Annotated in this window: 18 protein-coding genes and 3 rRNA genes; 13 read left to right on the top strand and 8 right to left on the bottom strand. The window is 70.6% G+C overall.

Annotation, left to right across the window (positions count from 1 at the left end; genetic code table 11):
- Position 1: 1 nt before the first annotated feature.
- The gene (locus tag HPC71_RS18955; protein ID WP_154616647.1) at positions 2 to 1789 is read right to left on the bottom strand and encodes a sensor histidine kinase; all 1788 of its coding nucleotides are present in this window, start codon (positions 1787 to 1789) and stop codon (positions 2 to 4) included.
- A 135-nt stretch (positions 1790 to 1924) separates the two neighbouring features.
- Between HPC71_RS18955 and purF the strand changes: the two genes are divergently transcribed.
- The 3 genes from purF (at position 1925) to HPC71_RS18940 (ending at position 4951) form a co-directional block, all read left to right on the top strand.
- Positions 1925 to 3478 (top strand): amidophosphoribosyltransferase, encoded by a 1554-nt coding sequence (gene purF, locus HPC71_RS18950; RefSeq protein WP_171897058.1) that lies wholly within the window; start codon positions 1925 to 1927, stop codon positions 3476 to 3478.
- Positions 3479 to 3489: 11 nt separating this feature from the next.
- Positions 3490 to 4575 (top strand): phosphoribosylformylglycinamidine cyclo-ligase, encoded by a 1086-nt coding sequence (gene purM / locus HPC71_RS18945; RefSeq protein ID WP_171897057.1) that lies wholly within the window; start codon positions 3490 to 3492, stop codon positions 4573 to 4575.
- A gap of 190 nt (positions 4576 to 4765) precedes the next feature.
- Positions 4766 to 4951 (top strand): DUF3073 domain-containing protein, encoded by a 186-nt coding sequence (locus HPC71_RS18940; protein ID WP_154612630.1) that lies wholly within the window; start codon positions 4766 to 4768, stop codon positions 4949 to 4951.
- A 49-nt stretch (positions 4952 to 5000) separates the two neighbouring features.
- On the opposite strand, the gene HPC71_RS18935 is transcribed toward HPC71_RS18940, so the two are convergent.
- Both HPC71_RS18935 and HPC71_RS18930 read right to left on the bottom strand, forming a co-directional pair.
- The gene (locus HPC71_RS18935) at positions 5001 to 6131 is read right to left on the bottom strand and encodes a Glu/Leu/Phe/Val family dehydrogenase (protein WP_154616648.1); all 1131 of its coding nucleotides are present in this window, start codon (positions 6129 to 6131) and stop codon (positions 5001 to 5003) included.
- A 93-nt stretch (positions 6132 to 6224) separates the two neighbouring features.
- Entirely contained in the window at positions 6225 to 7223 is a 999-nt protein-coding gene (locus tag HPC71_RS18930; protein WP_154616649.1) for a serine/threonine-protein kinase, read from the bottom strand.
- Positions 7224 to 7242: 19 nt separating this feature from the next.
- On the opposite strand from HPC71_RS18930, the gene HPC71_RS18925 reads away from it, so the two are divergent.
- The gene (locus HPC71_RS18925) at positions 7243 to 7797 is read left to right on the top strand and encodes an RNA polymerase sigma factor (RefSeq protein ID WP_253943793.1); all 555 of its coding nucleotides are present in this window, start codon (positions 7243 to 7245) and stop codon (positions 7795 to 7797) included.
- Here the strand turns inward: HPC71_RS18925 and HPC71_RS18920 are convergent.
- The 3 genes from HPC71_RS18920 to HPC71_RS18910 all read right to left on the bottom strand — a co-directional run bounded on the left by HPC71_RS18920 (position 7787) and on the right by HPC71_RS18910 (position 12701).
- Positions 7787 to 9133 carry a hypothetical protein gene (locus HPC71_RS18920; protein ID WP_253943791.1) on the bottom strand — a complete coding sequence of 449 codons (1347 nt, stop codon included), beginning with the start codon at positions 9131 to 9133 and terminating at the stop codon, positions 7787 to 7789. The two genes, HPC71_RS18925 and HPC71_RS18920, sit on opposite strands and share 11 nt — an antisense overlap.
- Positions 9133 to 12396, bottom strand: a complete 3264-nt coding sequence (locus tag HPC71_RS18915) for a response regulator (RefSeq protein WP_154616650.1) — start codon at positions 12394 to 12396, stop codon at positions 9133 to 9135. The genes HPC71_RS18920 and HPC71_RS18915 overlap by 1 nt, the downstream gene beginning before the upstream one ends.
- A 101-nt stretch (positions 12397 to 12497) precedes the next feature.
- Entirely contained in the window at positions 12498 to 12701 is a 204-nt protein-coding gene (locus HPC71_RS18910; protein WP_171897056.1) for a hypothetical protein, read from the bottom strand.
- Positions 12702 to 12881: 180 nt separating this feature from the next.
- Between HPC71_RS18910 and HPC71_RS18905 the strand changes: the two genes are divergently transcribed.
- Both HPC71_RS18905 and HPC71_RS18900 read left to right on the top strand, forming a co-directional pair.
- A complete protein-coding gene (locus HPC71_RS18905; RefSeq protein WP_154616651.1) occupies positions 12882 to 14783 on the top strand; it encodes a PAS domain S-box protein in 1902 nt (633 codons plus the stop codon).
- A gap of 92 nt (positions 14784 to 14875) precedes the next feature.
- Positions 14876 to 15028: a hypothetical protein gene (locus tag HPC71_RS18900; protein WP_154616652.1), complete on the top strand. Its 153-nt coding sequence runs from the start codon at positions 14876 to 14878 to the stop codon at positions 15026 to 15028.
- A gap of 71 nt (positions 15029 to 15099) precedes the next feature.
- On the opposite strand, the gene HPC71_RS18895 is transcribed toward HPC71_RS18900, so the two are convergent.
- Positions 15100 to 16002 carry a DUF2382 domain-containing protein gene (locus tag HPC71_RS18895; RefSeq protein WP_154616653.1) on the bottom strand — a complete coding sequence of 301 codons (903 nt, stop codon included), beginning with the start codon at positions 16000 to 16002 and terminating at the stop codon, positions 15100 to 15102.
- Positions 16003 to 16172: 170 nt separating this feature from the next.
- Between HPC71_RS18895 and HPC71_RS18890 the strand changes: the two genes are divergently transcribed.
- The 7 genes from HPC71_RS18890 (at position 16173) to HPC71_RS18860 (ending at position 25185) form a co-directional block, all read left to right on the top strand.
- Positions 16173 to 17882: a DUF885 domain-containing protein gene (locus tag HPC71_RS18890; RefSeq protein ID WP_171897055.1), complete on the top strand. Its 1710-nt coding sequence runs from the start codon at positions 16173 to 16175 to the stop codon at positions 17880 to 17882.
- 63 nt (positions 17883 to 17945) lie between these two features.
- A complete protein-coding gene (locus HPC71_RS18885) occupies positions 17946 to 18344 on the top strand; it encodes a hypothetical protein (RefSeq protein ID WP_154616655.1) in 399 nt (132 codons plus the stop codon).
- Between the two features lie 69 nt (positions 18345 to 18413).
- The gene (locus tag HPC71_RS18880; RefSeq protein WP_171897054.1) at positions 18414 to 18737 is read left to right on the top strand and encodes an STAS domain-containing protein; all 324 of its coding nucleotides are present in this window, start codon (positions 18414 to 18416) and stop codon (positions 18735 to 18737) included.
- Positions 18738 to 19208: 471 nt separating this feature from the next.
- A 16S ribosomal RNA gene (locus HPC71_RS18875) occupies positions 19209 to 20723 on the top strand.
- Positions 20724 to 21096: 373 nt separating this feature from the next.
- A 23S ribosomal RNA gene (locus HPC71_RS18870) occupies positions 21097 to 24224 on the top strand.
- Between the two features lie 144 nt (positions 24225 to 24368).
- Positions 24369 to 24485, top strand: a 5S ribosomal RNA gene (gene rrf, locus HPC71_RS18865).
- The 16S, 23S and 5S rRNA genes sit together here, the layout of an rRNA operon.
- 145 nt (positions 24486 to 24630) lie before the next feature.
- A complete protein-coding gene (locus HPC71_RS18860; protein WP_171897053.1) occupies positions 24631 to 25185 on the top strand; it encodes a glycosyl-4,4'-diaponeurosporenoate acyltransferase CrtO family protein in 555 nt (184 codons plus the stop codon).
- 73 nt (positions 25186 to 25258) lie between these two features.
- Here HPC71_RS18860 and HPC71_RS18855 read toward each other — a convergent pair whose 3' ends face one another.
- Positions 25259 to 26050: a MerR family transcriptional regulator gene (locus HPC71_RS18855; protein ID WP_171897052.1), complete on the bottom strand. Its 792-nt coding sequence runs from the start codon at positions 26048 to 26050 to the stop codon at positions 25259 to 25261.
- Positions 26051 to 26090 lie beyond the last annotated feature (40 nt).

Below are 26090 nucleotides of genomic sequence, written 5' to 3'. Positions count from 1 at the left end.
CTCATCCGCCGGTGGGGAAGGACGTGGCGGCGGGCAGGCGCACCCGGAACGTGCTGCCGCGGCCGAGCTCGGAGTCCAGCTCGATCCGGCCGCCGTGACGGGCCACGATCCGCGCGACGATGGCGAGCCCGAGACCCGTGCCGGGCTGCGCGACGGCGACCGGGTTGGTGGACCGGAAGAACTCGGTGAACAGCTTCTCCTGGTCCTCCGCGCTGATCCCGAACCCCTCGTCGCAGCACTCCACCACGACCTCCTCGCCGTCCTGGGCGAGCCGGAGGGCGACGCTGCGACCGGGGTCGGAGTACTTCACCGCATTGCTCACCAGGTTCGACAGCACCCGGTCCAGCTCGTCAGGGTCCCCGCTCGCGAGGACGGGGTACGCCGGCGCCTCGACGTGCACGCTGATCGACCGCTTCTGCGCGGCGACGCTGGTCAGGTCGATCACGTCGGCGGCGACGGCCCCCAGGTCGACGGGCTGGGGGATGACGGGGTTGCCCGGGTCGCCGACCTTGGACAGCAGCAGCAGGTCGTCGATGACCCGCACCATCCGCCGCGCCCCGCGGTCCATCGCCGAGAGGGCCTGCTCGACCGCGCCGTGGACGTCCTCGCCCTCGAGCATCTCCAGGTAGCCGACGATGGAGGTCAGCGGGTTCTTCAGCTCGTGGGCGAGCGTCGCGATCAGCTGCCCCTTGTACTGGTCGAGGGCCTGGAGCTCCTTGACCAGGCGGTGCTCGCGCTCGAAGGCGCGGACGTTGAGGATCGCCGTCCCGAGGTCGTGGCCGATGTCGAGCGCGGCGCTGGCCTCGGTGTCGGTCCACGACGCGCCGTGGTGGGACCGGGTGAGCACGAGGTTGCCCAGGCACTCGGGCCCGACGCCGATCGGCACGAACAGGATCGAGCCGACGTCGATGCTGTCGAGGAGGTCGACGATCTCCTCGCGCTCGGCGTCGCTGAGCCGGTCCCGCAGCAGCCCGCGGGCGACCACGACCGTCTCCTGGGCCTCCCACGCCTCACGGGCCGAGCGCTCCGCGATCCGGACGATGGCCTCGGGGAGCACGACCGTGGTGCCGTCGGTGGCGTGGATGGCGCCCGTGCCGAGCCCGTCCTCGTCGAAGGTCTGGATCCACATTCCCAGCGCCCGGAAGCCCTCGACCAGCGCTTCGCCGGACTCCTCGAGGATCCGGGAGAGCGTGCGCTGCCGGGAGGCGCGGCGCACGACCCGCCGGGCGGTGCCGGCCAGCCGGACCTGCTCCTCGAGCTCCTCGCGCTCCAGCGCGCGCAGCACCGCGCGGGAGGCCTGCGCGGCGTACCGCTCCAGCAGCCGGCGCCGGTCCGGGCCGGGGCGCCGGCCGTCGTCGGGGAGGTCGATGGAGACCAGGCCGCGCATCGCGCCGTCGGCGTCGAGCAGGGGCGCGGTCAGCATGTCGAGGGGGTGCCAGGCGTCGGGGGAGTCGACCGGTTCGAGGGTCGGCACCCAGCCCCAGGTCTCGACGTCGGAGCGCAGCCGCTCGTGGGGCACGAACTTCAGCAGGCCCCAGTCGTCGGCGACCTCGAGCTCGGTGGTGAGCAGGTGCAGGGGCGTGCGCCGCCCGACCAGCTCCCGGCGCGCCTGCGGGCTGCCGGCGACCGCGACCATCTCGAGGTGGTCGTCGCGCACGAGGCCGATGGCCGCCACGCCGAAGCCGGCGATGGCGGTGATGCCCTCGGCGATCAGCTGGAGCGACTCCTGCGCCTCGGGCGACAGGCCCGCCGCCCCCGGCGGGGTCGGTGCGATCGCGCGCGAGGACATCGGGCTCCAAGGTGAAGGACGGGGTGGCGGCAACCTTACGCAGCCCCGGTCACCGCCGTCCGCAGAACAGGATCGGGTCCTCGCAGGTCGGTCACGGTTCGGACCCTCCCGCCGGCCGCCGCTACGATCAGGGCCGTGCCCTACCTCAGCAGCAGTGGCAGCTCGCGCAAGGGCGGTGACGGTCGGCTCACGACCGCGCTCGACCCGCAGGAGGCCGGACCACAGGACGCCTGTGGGGTCTTCGGGGTGTGGGCGCCGGGGGAGGACGTCGCCAAGCTGACGTACTTCGGGCTCTACGCCCTGCAGCACCGCGGCCAGGAGTCGGCGGGCATCGCGGTCAGCAACGGCCGCCAGATCCTGGTCTACAAGGACATGGGGCTGGTCTCCCAGGTCTTCGACGAGACGACGCTGGAGTCGCTCAAGGGGCACGTGGCGATCGGTCACTGCCGCTACTCCACGACCGGCGCGAGCACGTGGGAGAACGCCCAGCCCACCTTCCGGCCCACCGCCGGCGGCTCGATCGCGCTGGGCCACAACGGCAACCTGATCAACACCCACGAGCTGCGCGGCATGGTCGACGACCTGCCCGGCCCCGACGACGAGCTCGACCTGCACACCCGCCCCGCCGGCGAGGCCACCAACGACACCAGCCTGGTCACCGCGCTGCTGGCCCACCACCCCGACAGCTCGCTGGAGCAGCGCGCGCTCGAGGTGCTGCCGACGCTGCGCGGGGCGTTCTGCTTCGTGTGGATGAACGAGGACACCCTGTACGCCGCCCGCGACCCGCAGGGCATCCGCCCGCTCGTCCTGGGCCGGCTCGACCGCGGCTGGGTCGTGGCCTCCGAGGACGCCGCGCTCGCCACCATCGGCGCCAGCGTGGTCCGCGAGGTCGAGCCCGGCGAGATGCTCGTCATCGACGCCCAGGGCCTGCGCTCGCACCGCTTCGCCGAGCCCGAGCGCAAGGGCTGCGTCTTCGAGTACGTCTACCTCGCCCGCCCCGACGCCACCATCGCCGGCCGCAACGTCCACGAGGCGCGCGTCGAGATGGGCCGCCGGCTGGCCCGCGAGTTCCCCGTCGACGCCGACCTGGTCATGCCGGTGCCGGAGTCGGGCACCCCGGCCGCCTCGGGCTACGCCCAGGAGAGCGGCATCCCCTTCGGCCAGGGCTTCGTGAAGAACGCCTACGTCGGGCGCACCTTCATCCAGCCCAGCCAGACCCTGCGCCAGCTCGGCATCCGGCTCAAGCTCAACGCCCTGGAGCACATGATCCGCGGCAAGCGGATCGTGGTCGTCGACGACTCGATCGTCCGCGGCAACACCCAGCGCGCGCAGGTGCGGATGCTGCGCGAGGCCGGCGCGCTCGAGGTGCACGTGCGCATCTCCAGCCCGCCGGTGAAGTGGCCGTGCTTCTACGGCATCGACTTCGCCACCCGCGCCGAGCTGATCGCCAACGGCCTCGACGGCGACGAGATCGCCGCCAGCGTCGGCGCCGACAGCCTCGGCTACATCTCCCTCGAGGGGATGATCGAGGCCACCGGCCAGCCGGCGTCCTCGCTGTGCCAGGCCTGCTTCACCGGCGAGTACCCCGTGGCGCTGCCCGACGAGTCGCTGCTCGGCAAGCACCTGCTCGAGGCCACCTTGACCTCCCCGACCATGGGCAAGGCGCTGCCCGTGCTCAACAACCCGTGAAGGACCGCCCGGTGACCGACGGCCAGAACGCCTACGCCCGCGCGGGCGTCGACATCGAGGCGGCAGACACCGCCATCGAGCTGATGAAGGGCTACGTCGCCCGGGCCAGCCGGCCCGAGGTGATCGGCGGCCTGGGGGGCTTCGCCGGCCTCTTCGACGCCAGCGCGCTGACCCGGTACGAGCGGCCGCTGCTGGCCACCTCCACCGACGGGGTCGGCACCAAGGTCGCCATCGCCCAGGCGATGGACGTCCACGACACGATCGGATTCGACCTGGTCGGCATGGTCGTCGACGACCTCGTCGTCTGCGGCGCCGAGCCGCTGTTCATGACCGACTACATCGCCACCGGCCGGGTCGTGCCCGAGCGGATCGCGGCGATCGTCAAGGGCATCGCCGAGGCCTGCCAGGTCGCCGGCTGCGCCCTCGTGGGCGGCGAGACCGCCGAGCACCCCGGCCTGCTCGCCCCCGACGAGTACGACGTCGCGGGCGCCGCCACCGGCGTCGTCGAGGCCGACCGGCTGCTCGGCCCGGGCCGGGTCCGCCCCTGCGACGTGGTGCTGGCGATGGCGGCCAGCGGCCTGCACTCCAACGGCTACTCGCTGGTCCGCCACGTGCTGCTCGGCTCCACCGACGACGGCGGCGCGGGCTGGTCCCTGGACCGCAACGTCCCCGAGCTCGGCCGCGCGCTCGGCGAGGAGCTGCTCACCCCCACCCGGATCTACGCCCGGGCCTGCCTCGAGCTCGCCGACCGCACCGACGTGCACGCGATGTCGCACGTCACCGGCGGCGGGCTGGCGGCGAACCTGGAGCGGGTGATGCCGGTCGAGCTCACCGCCTCCATCGACCGCCGCACCTGGGCGCCGCAGCCGGTCTTCGACCTGGTCCGCCGCGTCGGCGAGGTCTCCCAGGCCGACCTCGAGGCCACGCTGAACTGCGGCATCGGCATGGTCGCGCTGCTGCCCCCCGACGACGTCGACGAGGCGGTCCGCGTGCTCGACGCCCACGGCATCCGCGCCTGGCCCGCCGGCGAGGTCCGCGCGGTCGAGGGCGAGGCCGGTGGCAGCGTGCACCTCACCGGCCAGCACCCCGGCTGGTAGCCCGCTCGGACGCCGCTCGGACGCACTCCGGACGCCTCCGAGAGGCCTCCGGAGCGGCGCGAGGAGCGGTAGTTCGTACCCGGACGTGCGGGAACAACCGGGCAACAGGTAGCGTTGTCGTCACGGAGAATTTCTTAAGGACCGCCCGGGTGCCGCTGTGCCCCGGCCAAGTTGCGAGGGGGCTGACCCTATGGGGCGCGGCCGAGCGAAGGCTAAGCAGACGAAGGTCGCACGCGACCTGAAGTACCGGACTCACGAGACGGACTTCGGGAAGCTGGCGCAGGAGCTGCACGGCGGTGAGACCGCCCAGGAGACCGAGGTCGATCCTGAGATCCTCGAGAAGTGGGCCGATGTCGTGGAGCCCAGCCGCGACTGACCGCTAGACCCGGCCCCCGGCCCCTCCACGTGAGGGACCGAGGGCCGGTTCACGGTGTCCGCGGCTCCACCAGCACGCGGCCGAGCCAGAGGCCACGCAGCCGGCCGACGTCGCGCATGCGGCGCTCGGCGAGGCGGTCGGCGGCGACCGCGGGTGAGATCTCCTCGCTCGCGGCCGTCTCGAGGACGGCGCGGGTGGTGTCGTAGATGCCCGTGGCCCGCTGGTGCGCGCGCTCGAAGGAGAACCCGTCGAGCTCGTCGGCGACCTGGATCAGGCCACCGGCGTTGACGCAGTAGTCGGGCGCGTAGACGACGCCGCGGTCCAGCAGGGCCTTCTCCACACCGGGGTGGGCGAGCTGGTTGTTCGCGGCGCCGCAGACGATGCGGGCGGGGAGCACCTCGACGACCTCGTCGGTGATCGCGCGTCCCAGCGCGCAGGGGGCGTAGACGTCGAGCGGCTCGGCGAGCAGTGCGGCGGTCGACCCGACCGCGCGCACGGTGCCGGCACCGCGACCAGACCCGTGCTCGGCGAGCACCCGCTCGACGGCGGGGGCGTGGACGTCGGTGACGACCACGTGGGCGCCGTCCTCGACGAGGTGCCCGACCAGGTGCCGGCCGACCTTGCCGACGCCGGCGACGCCGACGGTGCGGCCGGCCAGCGACGTGCTGCCCCAGGCGTGCTCGGCGGCCGCGCGCATGCCCTGGAACACGCCGTACGCCGTGAGCACCGAGCTGTCGCCGGCGCCGCCGTGGGCGACGGTCCGGCCGGTGACGTAGGAGCTCTCGCGGGCGACGTGGTCCATGTCCTCGCTGAACGTGCCGACGTCGCAGGCCGTGTAGTACCGGCCGCCGAGGGACTGCACGAACCGGCCGTAGGCCCGCAGCAGCGCCTCGGTCTTCAGCGTCGCGGGGTCGCCGAGGATGACGGCCTTGCCGCCGCCGAGGTCCAGGCCGGCGAGCGCGGCCTTGTAGCTCATCCCGCGGGAGAGGTCGAGCACGTCGGAGACGGCGTCGGCGGTGGAGGCGTAGGGGTGGAACCGGGTCCCGCCCAGCGCCGGCCCCAGGGCGGTGGAGTGGATGGCCACGACGGCGCGGAGGCCGGTGGCGGGGTCGTTGCAGAAGACGACCTGCTCGTGCTCGGAGCCGAGCTCGAAGACATCGACGGTGGGGCTCGCTGACATGGGTGTGCCTGCTTCCTGTGCGGCCGCGAGGGTGTGCGGCGGTGCGGTGGTCGACCCGCAGGGGTGGCGCGGGTCACGCCCAGCCTAGGGTCGTCAGGTGAGCAGGCGCACGCCGGCGTACGCCGCCGCGAACGCGACGACGAGCACGAGCACGGCCAGCAGGCCGGTGGCCAGCCCGGTGACCAGACCGGTGACCACGGGGGAGCGGGCGGGCCGCCCCGCTGGGTGCGCGCTCGCGCTCGCGGGCGCCGGCGACCGGCGGGCCGGCAGTGGCGCGGTCGGGCCCGCCTCGAGCGCGTCGCGGAGCCCCGACACCAGCCCGGCGACGTCGTCGGGGCGGTGGTCGGGGTCGGGGTCCAGCGCGGAGAGCAGGACGTCGTCGACGGCCGGCGGGAGGTCGGCCAGCGTCGAGGGCGCGGCCGGCAGCCCGGCGCTCGCCAGCGCGCTGACCGAGCCGGTGCGGGCCAGCTCGCCGGTCAGCATCTGGTAGGCCACCGCCGCCAGCGCGTGCACGTCCGCGCGGCGGTCGACGCCGGTGCCGAGGGCCTGCTCGGGTGCCATGTACGCCGGCGTGCCGACCACCTGGGTCAGCCCGCTCGCGTGCAGCATCGCCTTGGCCACGCCGAGGTCGGCGACGAGCAGCCGCTCCCCGGCGCTGCCGGCGGTGCGCAGCAGCAGGTTCTGCGGCTTGACGTCGCGGTGCACCACCCCGAGGTCGTGGAGCACCCCGAGCCCGTCGGCGGCCTGCGCGACCAGGTCGAGCACCCGCCCCGGCGGCAGCGGGCGGCCCGGCTCGAGCTGGGTGGCCAGCGAGCCGAGGTCGGCGTAGGTCATCACGAAGTACGGCGTGCCGTCGGCCTCGCCGATGTCGTGCACGCGGACCACGTGGTCGCTGTCCGCGCGCCGCAGGATCCGGGCCTCCTCCAGGAAGCGCTCGCGGACGTCGAGCCGCTGCGCCCAGTTCTCCGCCAGCGCCTTGACCGCGACGTCGGAGTCGAGCTCGCCGTCGTGGTAGAGCCACACGGTCGAGAACCCGCCGACGCCGAGCCGGTCGACGCGCCGGAGGCGGCCGAGACGCTCGGGGAGGGGCATGGCCGTATCGTCCCAGAACGTGGAGGAGCCCACCCCCGACGACCTCGACGCGCTGGCGCTGCGAGCAGCGGCCGGCGACCGCGACGCGCTCGAGCAGCTGCTCGCGGCGGTCCAGCCGCGGGTGCGGCGCATCTGCGGGCGGATGCTGCTCTACCCCGAGGACGCCGAGGAGGCCGCCCAGGATGCGCTGCTGCTCGTGGCGACGCGGATCGGCTCGTTCGGGGGCCGCAGCCGGTTCACCACGTGGCTGCACGTGGTGGCCTCCAACAGCGCCCGGTCGACGTACCGCACCTTGAAGCGGCGCTCGGCCGAGCGCCCCACCGAGGAGCTGCCGGCCGTCGCGGACCCCCGCACGACCAGCGTCATCGCCGGGAGCCGGCTGGACCTGCTCGAGGCGCTCGAGGTCGTCGCGGCCGAGCATCCCGAGCTGGTCGAGCCGCTGGTGCTGCGCGACGTGCAGGAGCTGGACTACGCCGAGATCGCGCGGGTGCTCGACGTGCCCCTCGGCACGGTCAAGTCGCGCATCCACAACGCCCGCAACGCGGTCCGCCCGCTCCTCCGCGTCACCGACTGACCGACCCCGACCCCGATCCCTGGGCCGCGGCCCGCATCACGACGACGTCGCCGTGGGTGCCGTAGCCGGCGACCCGGCCGCCGGCGCGGGTGCCGTCGAAGGTCACCGCGAGCCAGCCGCCGCCCTCGTCCTCGCCGAGCGGCACGAGCGTGGGCCACGGGATGTTCGAGGGGTACGGCGCGTCGAGGCGCCCCGTGCGGCGCAGGGCCAGGTCGTGCACCGGCCAGGTGCGGTCGTGGCGGTCGCTGGCGAGCACCCGCCAGGCCCCGTCGAGGCGCAGCAGCGTGGTGCCCTCGCACTCGCGCGGCGCCGGGTCGGCGGCGAGCAGCCGCAGCCGGTCGAGGTCGGGCCCGCCCGCCAGCGCGGGGTGGAAGGCGAAGTAGCGGCTGGCGTTGACGAACCCCACCAGCCAGCCCTCGTCGGTGCGGACCAGGTGGGGGTCCCAGACCGCGACCGAGCGCAGGTCGCCGGTCGGCAGCGGCAGCTCGCGGGTGTCGAGCACGTGGGCGCCGTGCAGGACGTCCGCGGTGGTCTCGGCCAGCGTGACCCGGGTCCGGCGTCGACGGTCGAAGTCGCCCCACGTGCTGGTGGCGACCAGCCAGCGGCCGGCCCCGTGCGCGCTGTCGCCGCCCTCGTCGCGGACGAGGTGCGTCGCGTGGTCGCCGAGCACGCCGGGCCGGTCGGGGCGGCGGAAGAACAGGTCGGCGGTGTGCCGCAGGTCGAGGGTGGCCGGGTCCAGCGACCACACCGAGGTGTGGGCGGTGTCGAAGAAGCCCGGCCCGGCCGAGGTCGCGGTCAGGTGCACCCGCCCGTCGGGGCGGTACGCCGCACCGTCGGCCGTGGTGACCACCCGCAGGTCGCGCAGCCCGAGCTGGCCGAAGCCGCCGAGCTCGCCGCCGGTCGCGGTCACCGTGGCGAGCCAGGCCTCGTCGTGGACGTCCGGGCCGGGCCACCGCCGGCCGGTCGGCCCGGTCGGCCCGGACAGGTCGACGCGACAGCGGGCCACCCACGCCCCGGCCTCGCGGGTGAGCAGCGTGACGTGGGTGCCGGTCAGCGCCAGCCCCAGCCGCTCGACCGGGCCGGCGGCGCGGCCGTGCCGCCGCGAGCGGTGCCGCGTGGTCCGCCGCCCGGTGGTGACCTCGAGCCGGGCGTGGTCGTCGTACGTGCCGACCACGCGCAGCCCCGCGCCCTCGATCGTGAGCGGCGCCCCCGGGCTCCCCTCGACCGCGAGGTACGGCGCCACCGGACCCGGCAGTGACGGGTCGAAGGGCCGCACCAGCCGGATCGGGCGCTGCCGGTCGACGACCTCGAACCGCGGCCCGACCGTGGGCAGCACTAGCGCCCGACCGCGTCGCGCAGCGCGGCCAACGCCGCGGCCACCTCGCGGTCGAGGTCCTCCAGCAGCCCGGTCATGCCGGCGGTGCTGCCGCGCTCGGCGTGGTCCTCCATGCGCTGGCCGACCTCGGCGACCCGGGTCAGCCCGAGGTTGAGCGCGCTGCCCTTGACCAGGTGGGTCGCGGTGAAGGTCCGGTTGGCATCGCCGGAGCGGACCGCCTCGCGGATCGCCGCGACCTGCTCGTCGATGCGCCCGGTGAACGACCCGGCCGTGCGGACGAAGAAGCTCACCCCGTCCTTGCGCAGCTCATCGAGCATCCGCACCCGGGAGGGGTCGAGCACCGGCCCGGTCGGCCGCGAGCGGCCGGCCTCGTCGCCGGCCCGGTCGCCGGCCCGGTCGCCGGCTCCGTCGCCGGCCCGGTCGCCGGAGCCGTCGGCGCCGACGCAGCCGGTGGCCTGCGGCCCGGTCCAGCGGCGGAGCACCGCGTCGAGGTCGCCGGGGTCGACCGGCTTGGTGAGGAAGTCGTCCATGCCGGAGGCCAGGCAGCGCTCGCGCTCTCCCTCGAGGGCCGAGGCGGTCATCGCGATGATCGGCGTGCGGCGGCCCTCGGGCTCCCCGCGTCGGTAGGCGCGGGTGGTCCCGAAGCCGTCGAGCCGCGGCATCCGGCAGTCCATGAGGACGGCGGCGAACCCGTGGTCGCCGCGGAGCCGCTCCAGCGCCTCGACCCCGTCGGAGGCGACGTCGACGGCATAGCCCCGGCTCTCCAGGATCCCGGTGGCGACCAGCTGGTTGACCGGGTTGTCCTCGACGACCAGCACCCGCAGCCCGAGCTCGTCGGCCGGCGCGACCGGCTCGGCCGGCCGCTGGGCGTCTCGGTTCGCGGCGGGGCCGAGCAGCGAGGCGAGCAGCTCGCGCAGCTCGTCGTGGCGCACCGGCTTGGCGACGGTCGCCTCGAAGCCGGCGGCCCGCGCGTCGCCCGCCCCCACGGCCTGGTCGGAGGAGAGCAGCACGAGCCGCGGCTGGCGCACGGTGCTGTCCGCACGGAGCCGGCGGGCCAGGTCCAGGCCGTCCTCGCCGGGCATGAGCAGGTCGACCACCGCGACGTCGTACGCCTGTCCCTCGCGGGTGCTCGTCCGCAGCGCGAGCCGGGCCTCGTCCGCGGAGCAGACGGCGACGACGTCGAGACCCCATGCGCAGAGCTGCTCGGTGAGGACCCGCCGGTTCGTGGTGTTGTCGTCGACGACCAGCACGCGCCTCCCGGCGAGCACCGCTCCGGCGTCGGTCGCCCCCGCCTTGGTCGCCCCGCCGCCGGTCGTCCCGGCCGGCGCTGCGCCGCGGGCGAGGCGCGCGGTGAAGGTGAAGGTGCTGCCGACGCCCGGCTCGCTCTCGACGGTGATCTCCCCGCCGAGGGCGTGCACGAGCTGGCGACTGATCGCCAGGCCCAGGCCGGTGCCGCCGTGCCGCCGCGTGGTCGAGGGGTCGGCCTGGGTGAAGGCGTCGAAGAGCCGGGCCCGCCCTTCGGGGGCGATGCCGACGCCGGTGTCGCGCACCGTGACGCGCAGCACGACCGCGGTCGGCGTCTCGGTGACCGTCTCGGCGGTGACGACGACCTCGCCGCGGTCGGTGAACTTCACCGCGTTGGAGGTGAGGTTGGAGACGACCTGCCCCCAGCGCACGGCGTCGCCGCGCAGCACCGGCGGCAGGTCCGGCGCGCAGGCGACGACCAGCTCGAGGCCCTTGTCGTGGGCGGGTGCGGCCAGCACGCCGGCGGTCTGGTGGAGCACCGCGCGCGGGTCGAAGTCGGCCGTCTCCAGCTCGAGCTTGCCGGCCTCGATCTTGGAGAGGTCGAGGATGTCGTTGATGATCGCCATCAGTGTCTGGCCCGCGTCGCGGAGGCCGACGACGAGGCGCCGCTGCTGGTCGTCGAGACCGGTGCGGTCGAGCAGCTCGGTCAGGCCGATGACGCCGTTCATCGGGGTGCGGATCTCGTGGCTCATCGTGGCCAGGAACTCCGACTTCAGCCGGGACGCCCGCATCGCCTCGTCCCGTGCCTCGGCGAGCTCGGCGGCGTGCTGCTCCCGCTCGGCGACGACGCCGAGCTGGATGGCCGCCTGCCCGAGCAGGGCGCGCGTCGAGTCGTCCGGGGGGCCGTCGGCGGCGTACATCACGAGCACGCACGCGACCCGCCCGCGGGTGGTGACCGGGACCGCGACGATCCCGGCGGCCGGGGTGGGGCCCGGCGCGGCCCCGGCCGCGATCTCCCCGTCCGCGCGGGCCCGCTCGGCCAGGGCGACGACCTCCGGGGCGTCCAGGGGGACCGGGCCGTCGTAGGAGGCGAACGGCTCCAATCGGTCCCCGTCGGGCACGTGCACGCCGAGCGGCTCCCAGCCGCGGGTGTGGATCGACATGGCCCGGGCCGCCACGTCGACCGCCTCGACCAGGGTGCTCGCCTGGTTGGCGGCGTACGCCACCTCCTGCATCAGGCGCAGCCGGCGGCCGGCGTGGGCGAGCTCGGCGTCGGCCTCCCGGACGTCGGTGACGTCCTGGGCGGTGCCGCGCAGCAGGCGCCCGCCCGACGGCGTCTCGTCGGGGTGCCCGAGCCCGCGCATCCAGCGCTCGGTGCCGTCGGGGCGCACGATGCGCGCGTCAAAGGTGAAGGCCCCGCGGCCCTCGACGACCGCGCCGAGGGCGGTCGCGACGCTCTCCCGGTCATCGGGGTGGACCAGGCCCAGGAACGACGTCAGCGAGGGCACCCAGGTGGCGGGGTCGCGGCCCACGATGTGGAACATCTCCTGCGACCACTCGGCCACGTCCGACCGGGTGTCCCAGGTCCAGCTGCCGATCCGGGCGATCTCGTGGGCGTCGGCGAGCGCGTGCTCGTCCTGCCGCCACTCCTCGAACCGCTCCCGGGACCCGGCGTACGGCGTGACGCGCACGAGTCGGCGCCACCGCTCGCCGAGGTCGGTGGGGAGCGGCAGGGCGGAGGCCAGGGCGGGGACCGCGGTGCCGTCGGCGTGGGCGAGCAGCGTCTCGAGGTTCTCGACGGCCCCTGCCGCGGCGGGGGCCGCCTCGCCCGGCGGGACCACGAAGAGATCCGAGAGCGGCCGGCCGACCAGCTCGGCGGCGGTCCGACCGACCGCGGTGGCGACGGCGTCGTTGGCGAAGGTGATCGTTCCCGAGGCCCCGACGAAGCACAGGCCGTCCGGGGTCGTCTCGATCACGAACCGGAGCAGGTGCTCCGGCGGTCGCTCACCCACGGTCACGGGTACCACCTCCGGTGCTCATGATGGCCGCACGCGCCCCGTCACGCGGACGGACGCCGGAAGTCGCCGGAGCGAGCCCCGTCACCTGCCGTCAGCCGGCCTCACTGCGACGGCTCGGGGACCTCGCAGTCGACCTCGGGGTTGGCCCCGACGTAGTTCAGCGGACCCGCGCCGATGGTCAGGGCGGTGTCGCCGAGGCTGCTGCAGCTGACCTCGCGGTCGTCGCCGAAGTAGCCCCGCTGCCACGCCGCTGCGGCGCCGATCACCAGCCACAGCACCACCAGCAGTCCGATGAGTCCACGCACGGGAGGCTCCTTCCTCGACGGTTGCGACTCGGTACCCACGCCGGCCCCGGCCGATGTACCTGGATGTACCTGGCCGACGTACCTGGCCGATGTACCTGGGCCGATGTACCTGGGCCGATGTACCTGGGCCGATGTACCTGGCCGGCCGGCGCGGGGGTGGGGGTGCAGTAAGTTCCGCACATGCTCGAGAGCCCGACCATCGTCGTGGTCGACGACGCGCCCGAGGTCCGCCTGCTGGTCAAGACCCAGCTGCGCCTGTCCGGCCGTCTGGAGGTCGTCGGCGAGGGCGCCGACGGGTACGACGCCGTGGAGCTCGCCCGCGCGCACCGGCCGGCCCTGATGCTGCTCGACGTCTCCATGCCCGGCCGCGACGGGCTCGCCGCGCTGCCGCTCGTCCGCGACGCCTCGCCGACCACGCGGGTCGTGATGTTCAGCGGCTTCGACCAGGCCGGTCTCGCCGACCACACCCGCCGCCTCGGAGCGGCCGACTTCGTGGAGAAGTCGGTCCCGCTCGACGAGCTCGTCGACCGGTTGGTCGCGATCGCCGCGCCGACCGGCACCGAGGAGCCGCGGTGGACGGCCGGTGCCGGCGACGAGACCGGCGGCGGGCAGGGCCGGGGCGGGAACGAGCTCGAGCTCGACCCGGTGCTGGCCGAGCACCTCGAGCGGTTCCGCGAGGTCTTCGACGACGCCGCCATCGGCATGGCGACGATGACGCTCGACGGCCGGGTGGTGCGGGTCAACCGCCACCTCGTCGGGCTGCTCGGCGACGACGCCGACGCCCTGATCGGCACCTCCTACGCCGACCTGGCCACCGACCCCACGCCCGTGCTCGACGCGCTGCAGACCCTGCGCGACGGCGGCGGCGCGGTGCGGCTCGAGCACGGGCTGGCCGACGAGCCGGGACGGCGGTTCGCCGCCACCCTGTCCGCGGTGCTCGACGCCCAGGACCGGCCGCTGTACTTCCTGCTCCAGGCCCAGGACGTCACCGAGCAGCGGGCCGCCGAGGCCGAGCTGCACGAGACCGAGCAGCGCTTCCGCCTGCTCGTCGAGGCGGTGCAGGACTACGCGATCTTCATGCTCGACCCCGAGGGCAACGTCGCCAGCTGGAACGCCGGCGCCCAGCGGTTGAAGGGCTACACCGCCGAGGACATCGTCGGGCGGAACTTCCGGATCTTCTACCCCGGCGACAAGCAGGCCGAGCGGCACCCCGAGCACGAGCTGGCCATCGCCCGGCGCGAGGGGCGCTACGAGGAGGAGGGGTGGCGCCTGCGCAAGGACGGCACCCGCTTCTGGGCACACGTGACGATCACGGCCGTCCACGACGCCGACGGGGTGCTCGTCGGCTTCGCCAAGGTCACCCGCGACTCCACCGAGCGGCGGCGGATCCTCGAGCTCCAGCAGAAGGCCAACGAGCGGCTGCGCCGCTCGGCCGCCGAGCAGGCCGAGTTCCTCGCCGTCACCGCCCACGAGCTGCGCTCCCCGGTCGGCGTGCTGGCCGGGACGGCCGAGACCTTCGCCCGCCACCACGCCGAGCTCGACGACACCGAGCGCACCGAGCTGGCCGAGGGCATGCGCCGCACCGCCGACCAGCTGCGGCGGCTCCTCGACGACCTGCTCACCGCCTCCCGCGCCGACGCGCGCAGCCTGGGCCTCAAGGTCGGCCCGATCCGCGTCGAGGACCAGCTGCGCGGGGTCGTCACGTCGGTGCGCAGCAGCCACCCCGGCGCGCAGGTGCTCCTCGACGTCGAGGAAGGCCTGGTCGTCCTCGCCGACCCGGGCCGGCTCGCGCAGATGGTCGACAACCTGGTCGTCAACGGGCTCACCCACGGTCGCGCGCCGGTGGCGGTCGTGGCCCGCTCCGAGGGCGACGCGGTGGTGATCTCGGTGCGCGACTCCGGGCCGGGCGTGTCCGCCGACGTCCGCGGGCGGCTCTTCGAGCGGTTCGGCACGACGACCGGCGGCACCGGCCTGGGGCTCTACATCGTCCGGGCGCTCGCCCAGGCGCACGGCGGCGAGGCGACCTACCAGGTCGAGGACCAGAGCTTCGTCCTCCGGCTGCCCCGCGACCGGAGCGCCTGAACCACGAGCGGTCCTGAGCCTCCGCTCACATCGGCCGTGGGCTCGGCCACGTCCTGCCCCGGGACGGGTTCGGGCGTGCCTACCCTCGCGGCATGGCTCTCGTCCGCTGCACCTGCCTGACCAGCCTCGTCCCGGAGGCGGACGGCGGTCTGACGCTCCGCGTGGAGGTCGCCGACCCCGACTGCGGGTACGTCGTGCACCGGCTCCAGGCCGAGCTCTCCGAGCCCGCGACGCCGGCGGGCTGAGCCCGCGGCGTTTCCCCAGGCGGACGTCCGCACCCGGTCCGGGCGCGGGCGTCCGCGTGCAGGGGTCCGGGTCAGCTGCGGCGGTCGTCCACGTCGCCCTCGGCCTCGATGTGCTCCTTGCGCACGTCGCCGGTGACGGTCTCCTCCTCGGTGACCTTCTCCTTGCCCAGCCGCACCCGCTCGACCGGCTCGGCGGTCGTCTCGACGACCACGTGCTCCTCGAAGAGGACGACCTCGTGCTCCTCGTCGGAGATGTCCGGGCCATCGAGCGCCTGGTCGGCGTTGTCGGCGCTGACCGGCTCGCTCTCGATCACCGCGCGCTCCTTGGTGACCGGCACGGTGACGGTCTCGGTCTCGGTGGTGACGTACTTGCGCAGCCGCGCCCGGCCGCTCTCCTTGTTGCTGGTGCCGACGTCGAGGTGCTCCTCGGAGCGGGTCATCGCGCTGTCGGTGTCCGGCCCCGACGTGTCGTGCCCGGCCGGGGCCGTGCTCGAGGCCGAGGTCGTGTGCGTGCTCGAGTCGGTGCTCGAGTCGGTGCTGGTGTCCGAGGTCGTGCTCCGCGCCGCGTGCTTGCCGGACGAGGTGCCGGACGAGGTGCCGGACGAGGTGCCGGTGTCGTAGGACGAGCCCGCCTCGCCGTAGCTCCCTGCGACGCCCGCGGAGCCCATGCCGTAGTGGGAGTAGAGCCGGTCCTCCTCGGCCTGGTCGAGGTGGCTGCCGTCGAGGTCGACGTGGGGGGCGTCCTTGATCATGTCCTTGGTGTAGGGCAGCCGCAGCTCGGAGCCGGAGAGCTCGGCCTGGGCGACCGGCACGAAGGTCTCCTTGAGGCCGAAGAGGCCGGTGTGGACGGTGACGAACTCCGGTCGACCGGTCTGGTCGTCGAGGAAGAGCTGACCGACCTTCCCGATCTTCTGGCCGTCGGAGCCGTACGCCGTCGAACCGATGACGTCCTGGGCCTGGGTCTCGGTGATCATGGGGGAGGGGTTCCTTCCGGAGGGGATGGTTGTCCGTCTCCCGTCTCCCCTCGGGCGCGCGCCCATCCCCGGGCGGAGGACAAAGACGACAAGACCATCCCGCCGGATGGAGTCGTCGCACCCGGGCTATCCGGACCGGTCCCCCGACCGCGCCACCTAGGGTGCCTCCCGTGAGCGAGACCCCCCGCACCGACCGCACCGACCGCACCGACCGCCCCGTCGACGCCGCCTCCGACCGCTACGTCGAGGAGTACGCCGCCCTCGACCCGGTCGGCGCGACGTACCTCGGCGTCGCCGGGCACGAGCACCGGCTCACCGACCTCTCGCCGGCGGGGTACGACGCCCGCGAGGAGCTCACCCGCCGGGCCCTGGCCGAGGTCACCGCCGCGACGCCGACCGACGAGCGCGAGGCGGTGGCCCGCGACGCCTTCCGCGAGCGGCTCGGCCTCGAGGTCGACCGGTACGACGCCGGCGTGGTCCGCAGCGAGGTCTCGGTCATCGCCAGCGGCCTGCACGAGCTGCGCCAGGTCTTCGACCTCATGGACACCGGCAGCACCGAGGGCTGGGAGGCGGTCGACGCCCGGCTCGCCGCGGTCCCCGCCGCGCTCGAGGGCTTCCGGGTGACCCTCGCCGAGGAGGCCGCCCGCGGCCGGGTCTGCGCCACGCGGCAGTACGTCGAGGTGGCCGAGCAGGTGCGCGGGTGGACCGGCCGGCCCGGCACCGGCGGCGTGTTCGGCGAGCTGGTCGCCCGCAGCGGCCAGTCCGGCGCGCTGCAGGCCGGGCTGGAGCAGCACGCCGCGGCCGCGAGCCGCGCCCTCGCCGACACCGGGTTGTTCCTCGAGGACGAGATGGCCCCGCGCGGCCGGGAGCGCGACGCGGTCGGCCGCGAGGCGTACGCGTTGGCCTCGCGCGTCTTCCTCGGCGCCGAGGTCGACCTGGAGGCCACCTACCTGTGGGGCTGGGAGGAGCTGCACCGGATCACCCAGGACATGGCGCGCACCGCCGACCGGGTCCTGCCCGGCGCGACCGTCGACCAGGCCGTCGCCGCGCTCGAGGCCGACCCGGCGCGCACCATCCACGGCCGCGAGGCGTTCCGCGACTGGATGCAGGAGCTCGCCGACCGCACGGTCGCCGAGCTCGACGGCGTGCACTTCGACATCCCGGAGCCGGCCCGCCGCATCGAGTGCATGCTCGCGCCGACCAACGACGGCGGCATCTACTACACCGGCCCGTCGGAGGACTTCTCCCGCCCGGGCCGCATGTGGTGGTCGGTCCCCGACGGCATCGACGACTTCGCGCCGTGGAAGGAGGTCACCACCGTCTTCCACGAGGGCGTCCCGGGCCACCACCTCCAGGTCGCCCAGACCGCCTACCGCTCCGAGCTGCTCAACCGTTGGCAGCGGCTGATGTGCTGGGTCAGCGGCCACGGCGAGGGCTGGGCGCTGTACGCCGAGCGGCTGATGGACGACCTCGGCCACCTCGCGGACCCCGCCGACCGGCTCGGGATGCTCGACGCGCAGGGCTTCCGCGCCGCGAGGGTGGTCGTCGACATCGGCATGCACCTCGAGCTGGAGATCCCGCGGGACAACCCGTTCGGCTTCCACCCCGGGGAGCGGTGGACCCCGGACCTGGGCCTGGCGTTCATGCGGCAGCACTCGCGGATGGACGACCCGTCGCTCCGGTTCGAGGTGAAGCGGTACCTCGGCTGGCCCGGCCAGGCGCCGTCGTACAAGGTCGGCGAGCGGATCTGGCTGGAGGCCCGCGACGAGGCCCGGGCCCGCGGCGGGGCGGACTTCGACCTCAAGGCCTTCCACCGCGCGGCGCTCGACCTGGGTTCCCTCGGCCTCGACCCGCTCAAGGGCGCGCTCGCCCGTCTCTGACCGGCCCGGTCCCCACCCGACGGGGTGGGGCCCGGCCGAGCCGGGCCGGGCTAGCGTCGCGGCATGAGGCGCCCGCCCCACGAGAACGTGGCGACCGTGCTGGTCGATCCGGCGGTGCTGCCCGGGCTCGAGCTGGACCTGATGGCCCTCGACCTGTGGGTCTGGCCGCTGGCCACCGCCCCCACCGTCGAGGACGGCCCGCGCCTGGCGTTCCAGGTCCGCCGGCGGCTGATCGAGGCTCGACGCGGCGACTGGGACTGCGCCCGGGGGTGGACGCCGGTCTGGATCTCCTTCGGCCCCAGCTGGTACGACGGCGACGAGCCGCTCCCGCGGTCGGCGCACCGCACGCTGTGGGACGCCCTCGGCCGGCACGCCGAGCACGTCCGCCACACGGTCCGTCTCGGCGGGGTGCCCCGTCTGCCGGTCCGGCACGAGCGAGGCGCCCGACAGGACACTGCCTGACCTGACCTGACCTGACCGGTCGCCGGAAGGCCCGTGCACGTGCGGCCTCCCCCTCCTACGCTGCGGGACGTGGACGGACGCACGCTCGCCTTCAGGGCGCAGGGAGCCGTGCTGCGCGTGACCGGCAGCGTCGATGAGGACATCGTCGCGGTGCTCCAGGACCGGCTGGCCGACTTCGTCGCCACCCACCGCGGCCAGGTCGTCTGGGTCGATGTCGACGAGGTCGACTTCCTCCCCAGCGCGGGGATCGGCGCACTCGTCGCCGCGCAGGGGGCGGCCCAGCGCGCGGGCGGGCTGCTGACGCTCGTCGCCGCGGAGGGCACGCTCCCGGCCCGCGTCTTCGGCCTGATGGGCATCGACCACGACGCGACCGCGGCCGCTCCTCCCGCCTGAGCAGCGGGCCGGAGACGCCCGTACGACGGGCTCCGACCGGCAGGCACCACCCCGATTTGGCACATCCGCGGAGGGTCCTCTAATGTTTTCTCTGTCGCCAGGGAGCGGCGGGGAGCAAGGCCGGTCTGGCCGGGCTCCCGGCCCCGGGTAGACCGCCGCTCGTCCCAGACGGGCCACCAGCTCCGGATTATCCGGTAGCGATGTGGCTCTGATAGGAATGGGCACCAGCCTTCAGGGCAGCGAGAGATCGTGTCGCCTTGTGGTGCGTGTGATCCTTGAGAACTCAACAGTGTGTCATAGTCGACGAATTAGTTTGTTATGCCCCGTCGGCTGATCTGATTGCCTTTTGGTGGTTGGGTTGGTTGATGGTTTCTTTGACAATGATTCTGACAATGTAATTGTCAGTGTCGTCTGTCAGGGCATCTCTTTTTCTCAGCACTGGTCCTTGTGGTTGGTGTTGGGTGTTGTTTTTCAACGGAGAGTTTGATCCTGGCTCAGGACGAACGCTGGCGGCGTGCTTAACACATGCAAGTCGAGCGGTAAGGCCCTTTCGGGGGTACACGAGCGGCGAACGGGTGAGTAACACGTGAGTAATCTGCCCTCCACTTCGGGATAAGCCTCGGAAACGGGGTCTAATACCGGATACGACACAGTTTCGCATGAGATCTGTGTGGAAAGTTTTTCGGTGGGGGATGTGCTCGCGGCCTATCAGCTTGTTGGTGGGGTAATGGCCTACCAAGGCTTCGACGGGTAGCCGGCCTGAGAGGGTGACCGGCCACACTGGGACTGAGACACGGCCCAGACTCCTACGGGAGGCAGCAGTGGGGAATATTGGACAATGGGCGGAAGCCTGATCCAGCAACGCCGCGTGAGGGATGACGGCCTTCGGGTTGTAAACCTCTTTCAGCGGGGACGAAGCGAAAGTGACGGTACCCGCAGAAGAAGCACCGGCCAACTACGTGCCAGCAGCCGCGGTAATACGTAGGGTGCGAGCGTTGTCCGGAATTATTGGGCGTAAAGGGCTCGTAGGCGGTTTGTCGCGTCGGGAGTGAAAACACCGGGCTTAACTCGGTGCTTGCTTTCGATACGGGCAGACTAGAGGCATGCAGGGGAGAACGGAATTCCTGGTGTAGCGGTGAAATGCGCAGATATCAGGAGGAACACCGGTGGCGAAGGCGGTTCTCTGGGCATGTCCTGACGCTGAGGAGCGAAAGTGTGGGGAGCGAACAGGATTAGATACCCTGGTAGTCCACACCGTAAACGTTGGGCGCTAGGTGTGGGGCCTATTCCATGGGTTCCGTGCCGCAGCTAACGCATTAAGCGCCCCGCCTGGGGAGTACGGCCGCAAGGCTAAAACTCAAAGGAATTGACGGGGGCCCGCACAAGCGGCGGAGCATGCGGATTAATTCGATGCAACGCGAAGAACCTTACCTGGGTTTGACATACGCCGGAAAGCGCCAGAGATGGTGCCCCTTTTTGTCGGTGTACAGGTGGTGCATGGCTGTCGTCAGCTCGTGTCGTGAGATGTTGGGTTAAGTCCCGCAACGAGCGCAACCCTCGTCCTATGTTGCCAGCGGGTTATGCCGGGGACTCATAGGAGACTGCCGGGGTCAACTCGGAGGAAGGTGGGGATGACGTCAAGTCATCATGCCCCTTATGTCCAGGGCTTCACGCATGCTACAATGGCCGGTACAAAGGGCTGCGATGCCGCGAGGCGGAGCGAATCCCAAAAAGCCGGTCTCAGTTCGGATTGGGGTCTGCAACTCGACCCATGAAGTCGGAGTCGCTAGTAATCGCAGATCAGCAACGCTGCGGTGAATACGTTCCCGGGCCTTGTACACACCGCCCGTCACGTCACGAAAGTCGGCACCCGAAGCCGGTGGCCTAACCCCTTGTGGGAGGGAGCCGTCGAAGGTGGGGCTGGCGATTGGGACGAAGTCGTAACAAGGTAGCCGTACCGGAAGGTGCGGCTGGATCACCTCCTTTCTAAGGAGCACACATCCCGATCACCACCGAATGTGTGGTGACGATGGGGGTGTCTCACTAGTGGAATCGTCGATGATGCTGTGCCTGGTTGTGCCGGGTCCTCTCAGTACTGCTCGTGCTGGTGTTCAAGCTCCTTTGGGGGTTTGGGTGCTGACATCGGGTGTGGAACCTGGGGGTCTGGTGGAGCTGGGGATGGTTGACACACTGTTGGGCTCTGGGGGATCACTCCCTCAGTGCTGTTCCTCCGCAGACCCCCTCCGATTCTTTGGTCGGTGTGGTGGCTGGTGGTGGGGTTGTTGTTTGTGAACTGGATAGTGGACGCGAGCATCTTGTAAGAAACTTTTGTAGTTGTTGTCTTCGTTGAGTGTTTGTGAGACAAGCTATGAAGGGCACATGGTGGATGCCTTGGCATCAAGAGCCGATGAAGGACGTAGGAGCCTGCGATAAGCCCTGGGGAGTTGGCAACCGAGCGTTGATCCGGGGATGTCCGAATGGGGGAACCCAGCTGGAGTCATGTCCAGTTACCTGCACCTGAATATATAGGGTGTGTGGAGGGAACGCCGGGAAGTGAAACATCTCAGTACCGGCAGGAAGAGAAAACAAAAGTGATTCCGAGAGTAGTGGCGAGCGAAATCGGAAGAGGCTAAACCTTATGCGTGTGATACCCGGCAGGGGTTGCGCATGAGGGGTCGTGGGACTGTCTTGTTGATTCTGCCGGATCGACACAGAGTAAGAAAACGTTCGTGAAGTCGAAGTCTGTTGGAAAGCAGCGCCGTAGAGGGTGATAGCCCCGTATGCGTAAGCGTTCGTCTCTGGGACGGTATCCCAAGTAACACGGAACCCCTGAAATTCCGTGTGAATCTGGCGGGACCACCCGTTAAGCCTAAATACTCCTTGATGACCGATAGCGGACAAGTACCGTGAGGGAAAGGTGAAAAGTACCCTGGCGGGGAGTGAAATAGTACCTGAAACCGTGTGCCTACAATCCGTCAGAGCCCGGCTGCCCCTTGTGGGTGTTGGGGTGATGGCGTGCCTTTTGAAGAATGAGCCTGCGAGTTTGCGTTGTGTTGCGAGGTTAACCCGTGTGGGGAAGCCGTAGCGAAAGCGAGTCCTAATAGGGCGGTTGAGTAGCACGATCAAGACCCGAAGCGAAGTGATCTATCCATGGGCAGGTTGAAGCGCGGGTAAGACCGCGTGGAGGACCGAACCCACTTAGGTTGAAAACTGAGGGGATGACCTGTGGATAGGGGTGAAAGGCCAATCAAACTTCGTGATAGCTGGTTCTCCCGAAATGCATTTAGGTGCAGCGTCGCGTGTTTCTTGCCGGAGGTAGAGCACTGGATAGCCGATGGGCCCTACAAGGTTACTGACGTTAGCCAAACTCCGAATGCCGGTAAGTGAGAGCGCGGCAGTGAGACTGCGGGGGATAAGCTCCGTAGTCGAGAGGGAAACAGCCCAGACCATCAGCTAAGGCCCCTAAGCGGTGACTAAGTGGAAAAGGATGTGGAGTCGCATTGACAACCAGGAGGTTGGCTTGGAAGCAGCCACCCTTGAAAGAGTGCGTAATAGCTCACTGGTCAAGTGATTCCGCGCCGACAATGTAGCGGGGCTCAAGTCATCCGCCGAAGCTATGGCATTCACACAATAACTAAGCTCTTGTGGTTCAGGTGTGTGGATGGGTAGGGGAGCGTCGTGTCGGGAGTGAAGCTCCGGGGTGACCCAGGGGTGGATCCGACACGAGTGAGAATGCAGGCATGAGTAGCGAATCACGTGTGAGAAACACGTGCGCCGAATGATCAAGGGTTCCAGGGTCAAGCTAATCTGCCCTGGGTAAGTCGGGACCTAAGGCGAGGCCGACAGGCGTAGTCGATGGACAACGGGTTGATATTCCCGTACCGGCAAAGTAGCGCCCATGACGAACCTGGTGATGCTAACCACCCGAAACCACGTTTACTGAACCCTTCGGGGGGATGGGATGTGGCGGAGCGTGGGACCCGAGCTGGTAGTAGTCAAGCGATGGGGTGACGCAGGAAGGTAGTCCAACCACGGCGATGGTTGTCCGTGGCCAAGGATGTAGGACGTCGGGTAGGCAAATCCGTCCGGCTGTCTTTGATGACGAGTCTGAGATCTGATGGGGACCCGTATGGGGAAGTGGATGATCCTATGCTGTCGAGAAAAACCTCTAGCGAGCTATGCGCCGCCCGTACCCCAAACCGACTCAGGTGATCAGGTAGAGAATACCAAGGCGATCGAGCGAACCATGGTTAAGGAACTCGGCAAAATGCCCCCGTAACTTCGGGAGAAGGGGGGCCCGATCCGTCAACCACCTTGCGTGGGGAAGCGGAGGAGGCCGCAGAGACCAGGCCCAAGCGACTGTTTACTAAAAACACAGGTCCGTGCGAAGTTGTAAGACGATGTATACGGACTGACTCCTGCCCGGTGCTGGAAGGTTAAGGGGACCTGTTAGAGCCTTAGGGTCGAAGCGGAGAACTTAAGCCCCAGTAAACGGCGGTGGTAACTATAACCATCCTAAGGTAGCGAAATTCCTTGTCGGGTAAGTTCCGACCTGCACGAATGGAGTAACGACTTGGGCGCTGTCTCAACCGTGGACTCGGCGAAATTGCACTACGAGTAAAGATGCTCGTTACGCGCGGCAGGACGGAAAGACCCCGGGACCTTTACTATAGTTTGGTATTGGTGTTTGGTTCGGCTTGTGTAGGATAGGTGGGAGACTGTGAAGCATTCACGCCAGTGGGTGTGGAGTCATCGTTGAAATACCACTCTGGTCGTACTAGATGTCTAACCTAGGTCCGTAATCCGGATCAGGGACAGTGCCTGATGGGTAGTTTAACTGGGGCGGTTGCCTCCTAAAATGTAACGGAGGCGCTCAAAGGTTCCCTCAGCCTGGTTGGCAATCAGGTGGCGAGTGTAAGTGCACAAGGGAGCTTGACTGTGAGACAGACATGTCGAGCAGGGACGAAAGTCGGAACTAGTGATCCGGCCACGGCATGTGGAAGCGTGGTCGCTCAACGGATAAAAGGTACCCCGGGGATAACAGGCTGATCTTCCCCAAGAGTCCATATCGACGGGATGGTTTGGCACCTCGATGTCGGCTCGTCGCATCCTGGGGCTGGAGCAGGTCCCAAGGGTTGGGCTGTTCGCCCATTAAAGCGGCACGCGAGCTGGGTTTAGAACGTCGTGAGACAGTTCGGTCCCTATCCGCCGCGCGCGCAGGAAACTTGAGAAAGGCTGTCCCTAGTACGAGAGGACCGGGATGGACGAACCTCTGGTGTGCCAGTTGTCCCGCCAGGGGCACGGCTGGTTAGCTACGTTCGGAAGTGATAACCGCTGAATGCATCTAAGCGGGAAGCACGTTTCAAGATGAGGTTTCCCACCACGTTAAGTGGGTAAGGCCCCCAGCAGAACACTGGGTTGATAGGCCGGAGGTGTACAGCAGTAATGCCTAGCCGACCGGTACTAATAGGCCGAGGGCTTGTCCCACAACCACTCAACCAAGACAACAACTGTCCTTGCGAGTGCTCGCGTCCACATATATCCAGAACACGCCGATACTTGGCGCGCACCTGGACCCCCTCGGTACAGCGCTTGAGCGCTGTCGGGGCGGGCGGTGCGTGTCGCTAGAGTTACGGCGGCCATAGCGAAAGGGAAACACCCGGTCCCATCCCGAACCCGGAAGTTAAGCCTTTCAGCGCCGATGGTACTGCAACCGCGAGGTTGTGGGAGAGTAGGACGCCGCCGGACATACCATTAGCAAGCAGGGCCAACCCCATGTGGGTTGGCCCTGCTTCGCATTTACAAGGCTTTTCCACGCGGGCCTCGTCCGCTGCTCGCGTCCCGTGTGCTGACACCTTCAGCGCCGAGGCGAGAGGCGTCATATTCTCGGCAGATGTCTCGACCTCCCGTGTCAGCGCGTGTCGTGCTGGTCGCGTCGTCGACGACGGCACTCGCCGCCGGCGGTATGGCGGCGGCGTGGGTGTTCCTCGGCCGGTCGGGGTTCCCCTTCGCCCTCGTCACCCATCTCCTCCTCATGGCGTGGGTGTCGTCGATCGTCGGCCCGCAGGTACGGATGTCGGACCTCGATTGGTTCCGGGTCAGGCATGGGGAGCCGCGGCTCTACTCGGCACTCGGGGTTCGGCTGTTCGGGAAGCTGCTCGACGCCATCGGATGGAACCGGGTCATAGCCAGGGAACGTGGCTTCAGCGGCACGCGGGAGGGCCTGGAAGAGCTCGATCAGGACACCCGGCGCTCCGAAGTCGGCCACGGCATCTGCCTGGTCGTCACCGCGGCTGTGGCTCTCGGCATGCTGTCGACAGGGGCATGGCACGGCGCTGTGTGGCTGGTCGCCCTCGGACTGCTCGTGCACCTGTACCCGGCGCTGCTGCAGCGGCTCCTGCGCGCCCGCGTTCAAACCATCCTGGCCAGGCTCTCGAGAACCCCCTAGCCGGCCCCAGCGGTGAGCCGGCCGTTCGCCAGACGGCTACGCGACGAGAGCGAAGCCCGCCCAGCCCCCGCGGTCAGCCGTGCGGGCGCTCGCCGAGAACCCGCTCGACGCGGTGGACCATGGCGAGGCCGAAGGTGGCCTCCAGGGCCCGGGTCGCGAGCTGGCGCAGGTCGTCGAGGGCCTGCTCCACGTCGGGCCAGGCGACCGCGGGCTTGCCGGCGTCCACGAACGGCTGCCAGACCCGGTCGACGAACAGCTCGACGTACAGCTTGGCGACGCCGTCCGCGTGGCGGCGCAACCGCTCGAGCAGGTCCAGCGCGCCCGGGGCGTCGAGGCCCAGCAGTCGCATCGCCTCCTCGCCCGCCGCCAGGAGCGCGGGCGCGACGACCTCGACCCGCGGCTCCCCGTCGGGGGCGTCCGGTGCCTCGCGGACGAGCCCGAGCCGCAGGGCGGTCTCCAGCACGGCCGGGGCGGACTCCGCGTCGAGGCGGAAGCGGTCGACGAGGTCGGCGAGCGTGGTGGTCTCCGGCTCGGGTGCGGTGAACATGCCCCGCGCGTGCTCGGTGAAGGCCAGGAGCTGGCCGTCCGCGGTGGTGTCGCTGTCCAGCATCCGCGCGATCCCGTCGAGCTTGAGCCCTGCGGCCCGCAGCTGCTGGACGAGCCGGACCCGCTCGATGTGCTCGGGGCCGTAGTAGCCCGTGCGCCCGCGGAGGACCGGCGGGGGGAGGAGCCTGCGGGACTGGTAGTTGCGCAGCGAGCGGACCGAGACCCCGGTCCGACGCGCGAGCTCCTCGACGACGAAGGCCTCGTCGGCGCCGTGGCCCGTCGGATCGTCCGCCTCGAGGGGGGACGTGTGCTCGACCACGCTGCGATCGTATCCCTTGCGATGGTTACACCGAACAATG

The sequence above is a fragment of the Nocardioides marmotae genome, from assembly GCF_013177455.1.
In the GTDB taxonomy this organism is placed as follows: domain Bacteria; phylum Actinomycetota; class Actinomycetes; order Propionibacteriales; family Nocardioidaceae; genus Nocardioides; species Nocardioides marmotae.
This window is presented reverse-complemented; position numbering and strand designations above follow the sequence as displayed.

Bases quoted from the DNA above. Each gene is read 5' to 3' on its own strand.
- HPC71_RS18935 (WP_154616648.1), bottom strand. From the start codon at position 6,131: ATGTCAGCGAGCCCCACCGTCGATGTCTTCGAGCTCGGCTCCGAGCAC.
- HPC71_RS18900 (WP_154616652.1), top strand. From the start codon at position 14,876: ATGGCTCTCGTCCGCTGCACCTGCCTGACCAGCCTCGTCCCGGAGGCG.
- HPC71_RS18860 (WP_171897053.1), top strand. From the start codon at position 24,631: ATGTCTCGACCTCCCGTGTCAGCGCGTGTCGTGCTGGTCGCGTCGTCG.
- HPC71_RS18905 (WP_154616651.1), top strand. From the start codon at position 12,882: ATGCTCGAGAGCCCGACCATCGTCGTGGTCGACGACGCGCCCGAGGTC.
- HPC71_RS18940 (WP_154612630.1), top strand. From the start codon at position 4,766: ATGGGGCGCGGCCGAGCGAAGGCTAAGCAGACGAAGGTCGCACGCGAC.
- HPC71_RS18895 (WP_154616653.1), bottom strand. From the start codon at position 16,002: ATGATCACCGAGACCCAGGCCCAGGACGTCATCGGTTCGACGGCGTAC.
- HPC71_RS18930 (WP_154616649.1), bottom strand. From the start codon at position 7,223: ATGCCCCTCCCCGAGCGTCTCGGCCGCCTCCGGCGCGTCGACCGGCTC.
- HPC71_RS18955 (WP_154616647.1), bottom strand. From the start codon at position 1,789: ATGTCCTCGCGCGCGATCGCACCGACCCCGCCGGGGGCGGCGGGCCTG.
- HPC71_RS18885 (WP_154616655.1), top strand. From the start codon at position 17,946: ATGAGGCGCCCGCCCCACGAGAACGTGGCGACCGTGCTGGTCGATCCG.